Origin of the sequence: Pseudomonas sp. KBW05 (genome assembly GCF_003852405.1) — a bacterium.
Lineage (GTDB): Bacteria > Pseudomonadota > Gammaproteobacteria > Pseudomonadales > Pseudomonadaceae > Aquipseudomonas.
Genome location: NZ_QAJM01000022.1, coordinates 15,448 through 28,688, shown reverse-complemented (window position 1 = coordinate 28,688; position 13,241 = coordinate 15,448). Strand labels below are relative to the sequence as shown.

Below are 13,241 nucleotides of genomic sequence, written 5' to 3'. Positions count from 1 at the left end.
ACATTAAACCTAGCGTGTGAACTTGTCTTGGCTTTGTCTGCGCTGTGGCCGGTACTTTTTTATACCGGCACGGCAGGGAGGGCAACAGGCGAGGGTCAGTTGAGGTTCAGATGCAGGTTATCGATGAGGCGAGTGGTGCCGAGATAAGCCGCAACGAGGATCACCACATCACGGTCTTCTGGGGTTGCCGGGCGCAGGTTTACGCCTTGACGCACTTCGAGGTAGTCCATGCGCAGGCCTGCGGCTTCGATCTGCTGGATCTGTTCGGCGCGCAGCTTGGCGAAGTCGTGGTCGCCGGCTTGGATGGCTGCGGCAATCTGGCTGAGGCTGCGGTACAGCACCGGCGCGATGGCGCGCTGTTCTTCGCTGAGGTAACCGTTGCGCGACGACAGCGCCAGGCCGTCCTCGGCGCGCACGGTGGGCTCGCCGATGATCTGGATCGGCATGTTCAGGTCCTGCACCATGGCGCGGATCACGGCCAGTTGCTGGTAGTCCTTCTGGCCAAATACTGCGATGTCCGGCTGGACCATGTTGAACAGCTTGCTCACCACGGTCGCCACGCCTTCGAAGTGCCCCGGACGGCTGGCGCCACACAGGCCTTCCGACAGTTGCGGCACGCTGACACGGGTCTGGCCGGTGGTGCCGCCGGGGTACATTTCCTCGACGGTGGGCGCGAACAGCAGGTTGCAGCCGGCTTGCAGGAGTTTTTCCTGGTCAGCGGCCAAGGTGCGCGGATACGTATCCAGGTCTTCGCCGGCGCCGAATTGCAGCGGGTTGACGAAAATACTCGCGACCACGAAGTCCGCTTGTTGTGCTGCCTTGGTCACCAGGGTGGCGTGCCCGCTGTGCAGGTTGCCCATGGTTGGCACAAAGCCGATGCGTTTGCCGGCGTTGCGGGCGTGGGTCACAGCGGCCCGCAGTTCGCGTAGGGTTTTTACCGTGTTCATGCAGAGAATCCGTGTTCGGCGCCCGGGAAGGTGACGCTTTTGACTTCGCTGACGTAGGCGCTCAGGGCGGCGTGGATGCTGTCCTGGCCGGTCATGAAGTTCTTCACGAACTTCGGCACGCGGCCGGAAATCGACAGGCCGAGCATGTCGTGCACCACCAGCACCTGGCCGTCGGTGGCGGAGCCGGCGCCAATGCCGATCACCGGTACCTTGACGGCCTGGGTGATCTCGGCTGCCAGCTCGCTAGGCACGCACTCCAGCAGGATCATCGCCGCGCCCGCTTGTTCCAGGGCGATGGCATCGGCACGCATCTGCCGCGCCTGGGCTTCATTGCGGCCCTGCACCTTATAACCACCGAGGACATTCACCGACTGCGGCGTCAGGCCCATGTGCACGCACACCGGGACGCCGCGCTCTGCGAGCAGGCGCACCGACTCGGCGAGCCACAGGGCGCCTTCGACCTTGATCATGTGCGCGCCGGCCTGCATCAGCTTGCCCGCGTTCTGAAAGGTCTGTTCGAGGGTGGCGTAAGCCATGAACGGCAGGTCGGCGATGATGAAGGCGCCATCGTTGCCACGCTTGACGCTGGCGGTGTGGTAGGCAAGTTCGTCGGTGGTAACAGGCAAGGTGCTGTCATTCCCTTGAAGAACCATGCCCAGGGAGTCGCCCACCAGTAACACTTCAACCCCGGCCTGGCAGCTGGCGTGGGCGAAAGTGGCGTCGTAGCAGGTCAGCATGGTGATTTTTTCACCTTTGAGCTTGAGGCTCTGCAAGGTGGTCAGGGTAATGTCTGGCATGAAAAGGGTCCTCGTTCAGGCGCTTGGAAACAGCGAGTAACGCGCGTGAGTCTTCGTTTATACAGGCGCACTGTCTTGAGAGCAGTGCTTATAAGGCCTGGATTGCGCCCTTTAGCGCCGGGTTGGCGGCAGCGGGACGCCTATAGTCGTGAGGAGGACACGGGAAGTCAATTGGATGTGTTACCGCATTGTTACGAGGGGGGTGTTACCGCTGTTACTGATGCGATTCAGCTATGTGAACGGCGTTTCTGAAGACGCTGGAGGTTAAATGTGGGAGCAGGCAAGCCAGCTCCCACATTGACCGAGTCAGTCTTGAGTCAAGCGTTCCAGGCCGACAAACGGGCAGGCTGCCAGCAAGTCGCTGAGGCGTTGGCCATCCGGCAATTGCAGCGTGTCGGCGGCCAGCTCCGCCAGCGGATACAGCACGAACGCCCGCAGGTGCATCTGATAGTGCGGCACCTTCAAGCGTGGCTCGTCGATCAAGCGATCGCCAAACAGCAGGATATCCAGGTCCAGCGTACGCGGGCCCCAACGCTCCAGGCGTTCGCGGCCCTGGTCGTTCTCGATGGCTTGCAGCGCATCCAGCAGTGGCAGTGGCGCAAGGCTGCTGTCGAGGGCGGCCACCGCATTGGTGTAGCGCGGTTGGCCGGGGAGCAGGGAGTCACTTTGATAAAACGCGGACACGCCGGCCACCGTGGTGCCTGGCAATAACGCCAGCGCCTCGACGGCGCTGCGCAATTGCTGCTCGGGGGCGGCGAGGTTGCTGCCCATGCCGATGTAGATGCGTTCCACGCTTACTCGCCTGAGGTGTCGGCGGCGCTGCGTTTGCGCTTGGTGCCGCTGCGCCGACGCTTTTTCGGGCCTTCGCCGTCGCCTTTGCTGCCGAGGTCGCGAATCATGTCGCGGCGTTCGCTGTCATTGGCGTCCTGGTAATCCGTCCACCATTCGCCCAGGCCGTCGGTCTGCTCGCCGGCGCTTTCGCGCAGCAGCAGGAAGTCGTAGCCGGCGCGGAAGCGCGGGTTGTCCAGCAACAGGTCGGCGCGTTTGCCGCTGCGGCGTGGCAGGCGCTCCTGCATGTCCCAGATCTCGCGGATCGGCATGGTGAAGCGTTTCGGAATGGCGATGCGCTGGCACTGTTCGGCGATCAGCTCGTGCGCGGCTTCCTGCATGGCCGGGATCGGCGGCATGCCGCGCTCTTGCAGGCGCAGCACGCGTTTTGGCAGGGCTGGCCACAGCAGGGCGGCAAACAGGAACGCCGGGGTGACCGGTTTGTTCTGCTTGATGCGCAGGTCGGTGTTGATCAGCGCTTCGCTGATCAGGGTGTGGGTATAGGTCGGGTTCTGTTCCAGTGCTTCGGCGCTGGCCGGGAACAACGGATCGAACAGTTGCAGGTCCACCAGCATTTCGAAGGTGTCTGCGGCGTAGCCCGAGAGGAACAGCTTGAGCACTTCTTCGAACAGGCGCGCCGAGGGGATTTCCCGCAGCATGGGGGCCAGTTCGCGGATCGGTGCGGCGGTGTGCTTTTCGATGCCGAAGTTCAGCTTGGCGGCGAACCGCACCGCGCGCAGCATGCGCACCGGGTCTTCCTGGTAGCGCTGCGTCGGGTCGCCGATCAGGCGGATCAGGTTGTTGCGAATGTCGTGTACGCCGTTGGCGTAATCGAGGATGCGCTCGCTGACCGGATCGTAATAGAGGGCGTTGATGGTGAAGTCGCGGCGCTGCGCGTCTTCTTCCAGGCTGCCGTAGACGTTGTCGCGCAAGATGCGCCCGCTTTCGTTGCGGGAAGACTGGTTGGTGTCTTCCTCTTCATCGTTTTGCGGGTGATTGGCGCGGAAGGTCGCGACTTCGATGATCTCGCGACCGAAGTGAATATGCACGAGCTTGAAGCGACGGCCGATGATGCGCGCATTGCGGAACTCGGCGCGCACTTGTTCAGGCGTGGCGCTGGTGGCGACGTCGAAGTCCTTGGGCGTGATATTGAGCAGCATGTCGCGCACGCAGCCACCCACCAGGTAAGCCTGGTAGCCGGCGTTCTGCAGGCGCTCGACGATGTTCACCGCATAACGGCTGAACTGGGCGCGCTGCAACGAATGCTGGTTGCTGTTAAGCACCTCAGGCGTGCTGCGAATGTGTTGCGTACGACGCAAGGGAGAACGGAATGACTGGAACAACTTCTTCAGCATGGGATGCACTGTTTGAAGGAATGTTCGGCCATAACGAAGAATGACCGCATGATGGGCGAGGATTCTAGCATTTAGTCAGGGGATGGTGTAGGAACAAGCTACAGGCCTTGCGCCATAAGCCTTTAAACGTCAAATGCCGGAAACTACAAGGGGAGCCGAAGCTCCCCCAGAAGTAGTTGCGTGCTCTATTTTTATTATGGGTTGCGGGCTTTTTGTTTTTGTTGATCGCCCTCGTCATGAAGCTTCACCTTCATGACACTCCCAATCGGGAGTCAAGAGCAAACGGATTGCTTTGGTCGCTGTGTTGCTGATCTATGATCCAACCAGTTCAGGCTCTGCCTTAGGGCAGTTTTTGTTGTTCTCGGCCTGGTTGCGGGGCAAGCCCCAAATGCAACGCCTCTCCAAAAGAATCAGTTAGCTGCGCCTCCGCCGTGTTGTTTTTGTTATGCGTGAGTCGATTCGTCTTATTTTTATTGTCTTGTACAAAGCTTGTTATTGTTTTTGTACTAAGCATATAGCAGGGTGCGTGCCAACTTTTGCGCCACCCAGCAAAACCGGGGGTCAAAGGTGGTTTTGAGGTTTTGGCGGGCGAAAAAAAGCCGGGGCTTCGTTACCGTAAGCCCCGGCTTTTGTTACGTGAAAAATCAGCGGTAACAGTTTTTTCACATCTGAGGGTGTTACCTGTGGGGGCACCCCCTCAACTTTCGCTGGCAACCCCGGTCTTGCGCCGTGGGATGCCCAGGCGCTGGCGGCGTTCCCACAGGCATTTACGGCTCACGCCCAGTTTGCGTGCCAGTTCGGTCTCGGTCATGTGGTCCTGGTGCTCCAGGACGAAGTGCTGGAAGTAATCTTCCAGTGACAAATCTTCCGTCGGCTCATGGCTGGTATTGCTACCTCCGCCCTGTTGCGGGGCCAGGCCGATGAAATCGTCGTCGTCCAGGTCGCTCAGCTCGATGTCGATGCCCAGCAGCTCGGCCGAAATCTCCGGGCTCTCCGACAGGATCACAGCACGCTCGACCGCGTTCTCCAGTTCCCGCACGTTACCCGGCCACGAGTAATGCCGAATCGCCTGTTCGGCGTCCGGGGCAAACTTGAGGTCGGTCCGATTGATGCGTGCGCTCTGGCGCAACAGGAACGCGTTGGCGATCTCGTTGACGTCGGCGCCACGTTCGCGCAGGGCCGGCAGCTTGAGTGCAATCACGTGCAGACGGTAATACAAGTCTTCACGGAACTGGCCGATCTTGGCCAGGCTCTTGAGGTCTCGGTGAGTGGCCGCGATCAGGCGCACATCGACCTTTTGCGACTGCACCGAACCCACGCGGCGGATCTCGCCTTCTTGCAGTACCCGCAGCAAGCGCGCCTGGGCTTCCAGTGGCAGTTCGCCGATTTCATCGAGGAACAAGGTGCCGCCGTCTGCCGCTTCCACCAGGCCCGCACGCCCGGCGCTGGCGCCGGTAAACGCGCCTTTCTCGTGGCCGAACAGTTCGGACTCGATCAGGGATTCAGGAATGGCCGCGCAGTTCACCGAGATCATCGGCGCCTTGGCACGCTTGGACAGGTTGTGCAGGGCGCGGGCCACCAGTTCTTTACCGGTGCCCGACTCGCCCTGGATCAACACATTGGAGTCAGTGGGGGCGACTTTGCGGATCTTGCTGTACAGGTCTTGCATCGGTGGGCAGGAGCCGATGATGCCGATCTCGCCGTTGCTGTTATCCACCCCTGGCTTGTCGGTGGTTTTACCGGCCGGGCGTTGTTCGGCCGGCGCGCTGCTGGCCGACTGACGGTCACGCAGGATACGGGCCACGGCCTGAAGCATTTCGTCATGGTCGAAAGGTTTGGCGATGTAGTCCACCGCGCCCATCTTCATGGAGTCCACCGCCGAACGCAGGCTGGCGTAGCTGGTCATGATCAGCACCGGCGTGCCCTGGCCAAGCTTGATCAGCTCGGTACCCGGTGCGCCCGGCAAGCGCAGGTCGCTGACAATCAGGTCGAACGTGGGAATGCTGAAACGCTCCTGGGCTTCCTGTACCGAGCCAGCTTCGCTGACCTGGTACTGATTGCGTTCAAGCAGGCGACGCAAGGCAGAGCGGATAATGGTTTCGTCTTCGACGATCAAAATGTGCGGCATTGATTCAATTCTCTCGACGGTCTCAGTTCACAGCGGACGTCGCTTCGACATGACGCGGCAAGGTCACCCGGATACGGGTGCCGCGTTGGCTTTCGGTGTCAGCCGGGCTGTCGATGGTGATTTGTCCATAATGCTCTTCAACGATGGAATAGACCAGTGCAAGGCCCAGACCGGTACCTTCACCGGGGTCCTTGGTGGTGAAGAAGGGTTCGAACAATCGGTCCATGATGTTCTGTGGAATGCCGCTGCCTTCGTCTTCGACGATCAGGTCCACCGTGTGCTCGAAAGCCTCGGTCTTGACGCGTACCGCACCGCCGGCCGGGGTTGCGTCACGGGCGTTGGACAGCAGGTTGATCAGCACCTGGGCCAGGCGTTGTGAGTCACCGTCGACCCAGTGATCGGGATCGCACAAATTGAAAAACTGTACTTCGAAATTGCGTCGGTTCAGGGCCAGCAGCCCAATTGCATCCTGTGCCACTTCGGCCAGGCACACGGCTTCGTCCTGGTTCTGATGGGCGCCCGCGTGGGCAAAGCTCATCAGCGACTGCACGATGCGCGAAACACGTTTGGTCTGCTCAAGGATCTGCCCGCTGATTTCGGTGATCTCGCCGTCCTCTTCGCGCTCTTCCCGCAGGTTTTGCGCGAGGCAGGCGATACCGGTGATCGGATTGCCAATCTCATGGGCCACGCCGGCTGCCAGGCGACCAATGCTGGCCAAGCGCTCGGAGTGCACCAGTTTGTCTTCGAGCATCTGGGTTTCAGTCAGGTCTTCCACCAGCAGCACCAGGCCGCTATTGCCCGGTGCCAAAGGCTCGTCGATGGCGGCTTTGTGCAGGTTCAGCCAACGGGTCTGGCCGTCGAGGGCCAAGTGTTGTTTGTGCAAGTGTTCGTCGGGCAGGTTGATAAAACCTTGCAGCAGTTCTTTCCAGGGCTCGCCCAGGGTGTTCAGGCGCGAGCCGACCACGCGCTGCGCGGCGATGCCGGTGAGTTCCTCCATGGCCTTGTTCCACATCAGGATCTCTTGGTCCTTGGCCAGGGAGCAGACGCCCATCGGCAGTTCTTGCAACGTCTGGCGGTGGTAGCGGCGCAGGGCATCGAGTTCGGCGGCAAGGCCGGTGAGGCGCGAGTGGTAATCCTCCAGCCGGCTCTCGATGAAATGGATGTCCTCGGTGACGTAGTTTTCGCCGCCGGCCTTGTAGGGCAGGAACGTTTCCACCATGTCCTGGGACACACTCGGCCCCATCAAGCCGGAGAGGTTGGCCTCGATCCGATCACGCAGGCGGCGCAGGGCATATGGGCGGCGTTCGTCAAACGGCAGGTAGAGATCGCGCAGCGCCTGCTCGACCTCTTTTTGCGCAGCCTTGGCCCCCAAGGGTTTAGCCAGCTGCGTGGCAAACTCCTGGGGTGACGCCGCATGCAGCTCACGGCGTTGCGGGCGGCGTACGTTGTCCACGGCGCAGGCTTCGGCGGCGCTGGTTTCTTCCGGGCTGGCGTTGGTGAACAGCGAGATCAAGGTGAACATCAGGACGTTGGCGGCCAGGGACGCAATCGCGGCCATGTGCCAACTGGTGTCGTCGAGCACGTAGATCATGTTCAGCAGCGGGATGTAGAAGCCCTGCAGGTTGCCGACCAGCGGCAGCAGCATGGTCACGATCCACACCAGAATGCCCGCCAGCAACCCGGCGATAAACCCTCGGCGATTGGCAGTCGGCCAGTACAGCACCGACAACACCCCCGGAAGGAATTGCAAGGTGGCGACAAAGGCGACGATGCCCAGGTTGGCCAGGTCTTGCCCGGCGCCCAGCAGCAGGTAGAAACCGTAGCCGGCCATGATGATCGCCACGATCAGCGCGCGGCGCGTCCACTTCAGCCAGCGGTAGATATTGCCCTCAGCCGGTGGCTGATACAGCGGCAGTACCAGGTGGTTCAGCGCCATGCCTGACAGCGCCAGCGTGGTGACAATGATCAGCCCGCTGGCTGCCGACAAACCGCCGACATACGCCAGCATCGCCAAGGCCGGGCTGTTGGCCGCAATGCCGATGCCGAGGGTGAAGTATTCGGGGTTGGTGGTGGCGCCCAGTTTCAGGCCCGCCCACAAGATCAACGGCACCGCCAGGCTCATCAGCAGCAGGAACAGGGGCAAGCCCCAGCTGGCGCTGACCAGCGAGCGCGGGTTGAGGTTCTCGGTGAAAGTCATGTGATACATGTGCGGCATCACGATCGCCGAGGCGAAGAACACCAGCAACAGCGTACGCCACGGGCCCTCTTGCAACGGCGTGTGCAAGGCGGCGAGGGCGGTCTGGTTTTGCAGCAGCCACAGTTCCAGCTGTTGCGGGCCGTCGAACACGCCATAGAGCGCATACAGGCCAACGCCGCCGATGGCGATCAGCTTGATCACCGACTCGAAGGCAATCGCAAACACCAGCCCTTCGTGTTTCTCGCGGGTAGCGATATGGCGCGAGCCGAAGAAGATCGTGAACAACGTGATCAGCGCGCAAAACGCCAGGGCGACGCGATGTTGCACGGGCTCACGGGTGAGGATGCTGATGGAGTCGGCCACGGCCTGGATTTGCAGGGCCAGCAACGGCAACACACCGATCAACATGAAAATGGTGGTCAGCGCGCCGGCCCAAGTGCTGCGAAAGCGGAAGGCAAACAGGTCGGCCAGGGACGACAGCTGATAGGTGCGGGTGATTTTCAGGATCGGGTAAAGCAATACCGGCGCCAGCAGGAACGCGCCGGACACGCCGAGGTAGCTGGACAAAAAGCCATAGCCGTACTGATAGGCCAGGCCCACCGTGCCGTAGAACGCCCAGGCACTGGCGTAGACGCCGAGGGACAAGGTGTAGGTCAGCGGATGGCGAATGATCGCCCGCGGAATCATTCCGCGCTCACTGATCCAGGCCACCCCGAACAGCGCGGCCAGGTAGGCGGCGCTGACCAGCAGCATCTGGGTGAGGCTAAAGCTCATCGGCATCTTTTTGGCTCTGCAGGATGAAAGTCACGACGATCAGGATCAGCCACAGCAGATACGGGCGATACCAGGCGCCCGTGGCGTCGATCCACCAATCCATGATGGCGGGGGAAAACAGGTAGATCCCGACGACCAGCAGCAGGACCAATCGATAGATGTACATGTTGGCCTCTGTGTAAAAACGTGCGGCGATGGTAACGGATGCTTGGCAAGCTGCAAGCGCCTTCAGCTCAATTGCGCTTCGGCCAGCGTGAGTGTGCGTGGGATCTGTGTGGCATCCCAGTGCTGGATGCCCCAATCCAGCAGTTCCCGTGGGCTGGCATGCAGCAACTCGGCGCCGGGTTGCTGGCCGAGGGCGCGCAAGGCCCTTAGCAGCAACGGCGTGGCCTGGTCGGGCGTCAACGGTGGCGAGCGGTAGGACTTGCCGAGCTTGTTGCCGTCCGGCTGGATGATCAACGGGACGTGCAGGTAGCGCGGCTGGCGCAGGCCCAGCAGTTCTTGCAGGTACAGCTGGCGTGGTGTGGAGTCCAGCAGGTCGGCACCGCGCACGATATCGGTGACACCTTGCCAGGCATCGTCGAGGACCACGGCCAGTTGATAGGCGTAGAGGCCATCGCGGCGACGGATGATGAAGTCGCCGACATCGCGGCCCAGGTGTTGTCGGAATTCGCCTTGTACGCGGTCGGTAAAGTGGTACTCCAGCTCGGGAACACGCAAACGGATAGCGGCGTCTTGCTGGTCGTGGCCGGCGTTGCGGCACAGGCCCGGGTAGATGCCGTTGTAGGGCTCCAACTGCTTGCGCGAGCAGGTACAGGCGTAGGCCAGGCCGTGGTTGAACATGTCGTTCAGCACTTTGGCGTAGGCGTCGTGCCGCTCGCTTTGTCGGACCAGTTCACCGTCCCACTCAAAGCCGTAGCTTTCCAGGGCGTGCAGAATCGCCGCCTGGGCGCCGGGCTCTTCACGGGGTGGGTCGAGGTCCTCCATGCGCATCAGCCAGCGGCCGCCGTTGGCGCGGGCATCAAGGTAGGAGGCGAGGGCGGCGACCAGGGAGCCAAAGTGCAAGTGGCCGCTGGGCGTGGGGGCGAAACGCCCGATATAGGTAGAGGCAGTCATGGGCCGGATACTACTGGAAATTCGCTAAACGCCAGAAACAAAAATGGGGCGTTTGCACGCCCCATTCGTTCAGCTCGGAAGGATTACTTGCCGACCTGTTTTTCCTTGATTTCCGCAAGGTTCTTGCAGTCCACGCACATGTCTGCGGTAGGACGCGCTTCGAGGCGACGAATGCCGATCTCGATGCCGCAGGACTCGCACCAGCCGTATTCTTCGTCTTTGATCATTTGCAATGTCTTGTCGATCTTCTTGATCAACTTGCGTTCGCGATCACGGGCGCGCAGTTCGAGGGCGAACTCTTCTTCCTGGCTGGCACGGTCTGCCGGGTCAGGGAAGTTGGCTGCTTCGTCCTTCATGTGGTCAACGGTACGGTCGACCTCCTGCATCAAGTCCTGTTTCCACTTGTTCAGGATCTTGGTGAAGTGCTCGCGCATGGGTTCGCCCATGTACTCTTCACCCTTCTTTTCCACGTAGGGTTCGAAGCCGCCGAGGCCTTGAGTCTGCTGTTGCTTTGCTTGGGTGGACATGAATAGACCGCCTCTCACTCTTCTAATCCATTGCGCAGGATTGCAACATCACCGACACCTGCCGGCCCTGCGGCTGCAAGCGGGCGAACTTACCAGATAGATTCGGGGTGCGCCACTCCCGGTTGTCGAGGCTGCAGCGAAGGGGTCGCAAACTGCCGCGGCCCGTCGTAGCTGGGTATGCAATGTCTCGAACGTTGATTTTAGTCGTTTTGCAGGCGCTTGCCCGGTCTGCGCGGACAGCCGGGCAGGCAATAGAACATGTTTTACCGCGTGGGTTCGGTAGAATCTGGATTTTGTCCTCACCGTTAAGGAAGGCTAATGGCTCAGCCCTACAGTGCGCGCAGTCGCGCCATCGAACCTTTTCATGTCATGGCGTTGCTGGCGCGTGCCAATGAGCTACAGGCCGCCGGGCACGATGTGATTCACCTGGAAATCGGCGAACCGGATTTCACCACCGCCGAGCCGATTATCCAGGCTGGCCAGGCGGCACTGGCCAATGGCAAGACCCGCTATACCGCCGCCCGTGGCCTGCCGGAACTGCGCGAAGCCATCAGCGGTTTCTACCAGCAACGCTACGGTTTGAACGTGGACCCGGAACGCATCCTGATCACTCCCGGTGGCTCTGGCGCCTTGCTGTTGGCCAGCAGCTTGTTGGTGGATCCGGGCAAGCACTGGCTGCTGGCGGACCCCGGTTACCCGTGCAACCGGCACTTCCTGCGCCTGGTGGAAGGCGCGGCGCAACTGGTGCCGGTTGGCCCGGAAGTGCGCTATCAATTGACCGCCGATCTGGTGGCCAAACACTGGGACGCGGACAGTGTCGGCGCACTGGTCGCCTCGCCGGCCAACCCGACGGGTACGATCCTCACCCGAGACGAGTTGGCGGGATTGTCGAGTGCCATCAAGGCGCGCAACGGCCATCTGGTGGTGGACGAGATTTACCACGGCCTCACCTACGGCACTGATGCCGCCAGCGTGCTGGAAGTGGACGACGATGCCTTCGTCCTGAATAGTTTTTCGAAGTATTTCGGCATGACCGGCTGGCGCCTGGGTTGGCTGGTGGCACCGCCAGCGGCGGTGGGTGAGTTGGAGAAGTTGGCGCAGAACCTCTACATCAGCGCGCCGAGCATGGCCCAACATGCGGCGCTGGCTTGTTTCACTCCGCAGACCCTGAGCATCCTGGAAGAGCGCCGCGCCGAATTCGGCCGCCGTCGCGACTTCTTGCTGCCAGCCTTGCGTGAGCTGGGGTTCGGCATTGCCGTCGAGCCGGAGGGGGCGTTCTATTTGTATGCCGACATCAGCGCGTTTGGCGGGGATGCCTTCGCGTTCTGCCGGCACTTCCTCGAAACCGAGCACGTGGCCTTTACGCCAGGGTTGGACTTCGGTCGCTATCAAGCCGGCCACCATGTGCGCTTTGCCTACACGCAAAACCTTGATCGGCTGCAGGAGGCGGTGGACCGCATCGCCCGTGGCTTGCGGAGCTGGCAAGGCTGATGCGCTTTAATCCTCCCCTCGAAGAAGGTCGGCTGATTCGCCGCTACAAGCGTTTTCTCACCGATATCGAAACCGTTACCGGCGAGTTGCTCACCATTCACTGCCCCAACACCGGCTCGATGCTCAATTGCATGGTGGAAGGTGGGCAGGTCTGGTTCAGTCGCTCCAATGACCCCAAGCGCAAGTTGCCCGGCACTTGGGAAATCGCCGAGACACCCCAAGGGCGCTTGGCCTGCGTGAACACCGCGCGCGCCAATCAGCTTATCGAAGAGGCGTTGCACGCTGGGATGATCAGCGAACTCAACGGTTTTACCGCCTTGAAGCGCGAAGTGCCTTACGGCCAGGAGAACAGCCGCATCGACTTTCGCCTGGACTACCCCGACGGTGCGGCGTATGTCGAAGTCAAAAGCGTCACCCTGGGTTTTGATGGCTCCGCGATTGCCGCGTTCCCCGATGCGGTGACGCAGCGCGGGGCCAAACACTTGCGTGAGTTGGCGCACCTGGCCCGCGACGGTGTGCGGGCGGTGCAGTTGTATTGCGTCAACCTGTCGGGGATTGAGGCGGTGCGGCCGGCGGTAGAGATCGACCCGGCTTACGCCGCTGCATTGCGTGAAGCCAAGGCCGCCGGTGTCGAGGTGCTGGCGTACGGCGTGCGGGTGACGCCCGAGGAAGTGTGCGTGGACCGGCGCCTTGAGGTGCTGTTCGACTAGAGTTCCACCCACAGGCCCTGTGCGTCTTCACGACCGGGCAGGGCGGTGAGGCTTTGCCCGGCGCACGGGCCGGAGATGCACTCGCCGCTTTCGATCAGGAACAGGGCGCCGTGGGTGGCGCACTGGATCAGGCTGGCGCTGCTGTCGAGGAACTGGTCGGCCTGCCATTCCAGCGGGATGCCGCGATGTGGGCAGCGGTTGATATAGAAGTAGGCAACGCCGTCACGGCGCACCGCCAACAATTTGCAACCATCGATTTCAAAACCGCGGCTGCTGTCGGGCGCGAGGGTGTCGGAGGGGCAGAGAAACTTCATTTCAATCCTTAAGTGCCTTGACGTTCAAATGCAAACAATTATCAAATGCCGGCTTCG

General features: G+C 61.4%; 12 protein-coding genes. 2 read left to right on the top strand and 10 right to left on the bottom strand.

What is annotated here, in order from left to right; all coding sequences use genetic code 11:
- Positions 1 to 95: 95 nt before the first annotated feature.
- From panC to dksA, 9 genes are all read right to left on the bottom strand, one after another.
- Complete coding sequence (gene panC / locus DBR46_RS21065) at positions 96 to 947, bottom strand: pantoate--beta-alanine ligase (RefSeq protein WP_124527748.1); 852 nt, start codon at positions 945 to 947, stop codon at positions 96 to 98.
- On the bottom strand, positions 944 to 1,744 hold the full coding sequence (gene panB, locus DBR46_RS21060) for a 3-methyl-2-oxobutanoate hydroxymethyltransferase (RefSeq protein WP_124527747.1): 801 nt from the start codon (positions 1,742 to 1,744) through the stop codon (positions 944 to 946). The genes panC and panB overlap by 4 nt, the downstream gene beginning before the upstream one ends.
- A gap of 306 nt (positions 1,745 to 2,050) precedes the next feature.
- Positions 2,051 to 2,536 carry a 2-amino-4-hydroxy-6-hydroxymethyldihydropteridine diphosphokinase gene (gene folK, locus DBR46_RS21055; RefSeq protein WP_124527746.1) on the bottom strand — a complete coding sequence of 162 codons (486 nt, stop codon included), beginning with the start codon at positions 2,534 to 2,536 and terminating at the stop codon, positions 2,051 to 2,053.
- Positions 2,537 to 2,538: 2 nt separating this feature from the next.
- Positions 2,539 to 3,927 carry a polynucleotide adenylyltransferase PcnB gene (locus DBR46_RS21050; protein ID WP_017734147.1) on the bottom strand — a complete coding sequence of 463 codons (1,389 nt, stop codon included), beginning with the start codon at positions 3,925 to 3,927 and terminating at the stop codon, positions 2,539 to 2,541.
- Positions 3,928 to 4,624: 697 nt separating this feature from the next.
- Complete coding sequence (locus tag DBR46_RS21045; protein ID WP_124527745.1) at positions 4,625 to 6,055, bottom strand: sigma-54 dependent transcriptional regulator; 1,431 nt, start codon at positions 6,053 to 6,055, stop codon at positions 4,625 to 4,627.
- A 22-nt stretch (positions 6,056 to 6,077) separates the two neighbouring features.
- On the bottom strand, positions 6,078 to 9,032 hold the full coding sequence (locus DBR46_RS21040) for a sensor histidine kinase (RefSeq protein ID WP_177414104.1): 2,955 nt from the start codon (positions 9,030 to 9,032) through the stop codon (positions 6,078 to 6,080).
- Positions 9,016 to 9,192: a hypothetical protein gene (locus DBR46_RS21035; protein ID WP_003176118.1), complete on the bottom strand. Its 177-nt coding sequence runs from the start codon at positions 9,190 to 9,192 to the stop codon at positions 9,016 to 9,018. The genes DBR46_RS21040 and DBR46_RS21035 overlap by 17 nt, the downstream gene beginning before the upstream one ends.
- A gap of 62 nt (positions 9,193 to 9,254) precedes the next feature.
- Positions 9,255 to 10,142 (bottom strand): tRNA glutamyl-Q(34) synthetase GluQRS, encoded by an 888-nt coding sequence (gene gluQRS, locus DBR46_RS21030; protein WP_124527743.1) that lies wholly within the window; start codon positions 10,140 to 10,142, stop codon positions 9,255 to 9,257.
- An 83-nt stretch (positions 10,143 to 10,225) separates the two neighbouring features.
- Entirely contained in the window at positions 10,226 to 10,669 is a 444-nt protein-coding gene (gene dksA / locus DBR46_RS21025) for an RNA polymerase-binding protein DksA (protein WP_124527742.1), read from the bottom strand.
- A gap of 318 nt (positions 10,670 to 10,987) precedes the next feature.
- Here dksA and DBR46_RS21020 point away from each other — a divergent pair, with 318 nt between their 5' ends.
- The gene (locus tag DBR46_RS21020; RefSeq protein WP_124527741.1) at positions 10,988 to 12,160 is read left to right on the top strand and encodes a pyridoxal phosphate-dependent aminotransferase; all 1,173 of its coding nucleotides are present in this window, start codon (positions 10,988 to 10,990) and stop codon (positions 12,158 to 12,160) included.
- A complete protein-coding gene (gene sfsA, locus DBR46_RS21015) occupies positions 12,160 to 12,870 on the top strand; it encodes a DNA/RNA nuclease SfsA (protein ID WP_124527740.1) in 711 nt (236 codons plus the stop codon). The genes DBR46_RS21020 and sfsA overlap by 1 nt, the downstream gene beginning before the upstream one ends.
- Here sfsA and DBR46_RS21010 read toward each other — a convergent pair.
- A complete protein-coding gene (locus DBR46_RS21010) occupies positions 12,867 to 13,184 on the bottom strand; it encodes a Rieske (2Fe-2S) protein (protein WP_017734140.1) in 318 nt (105 codons plus the stop codon). The genes sfsA and DBR46_RS21010 overlap by 4 nt on opposite strands.
- Positions 13,185 to 13,241: the final 57 nt, after the last annotated feature.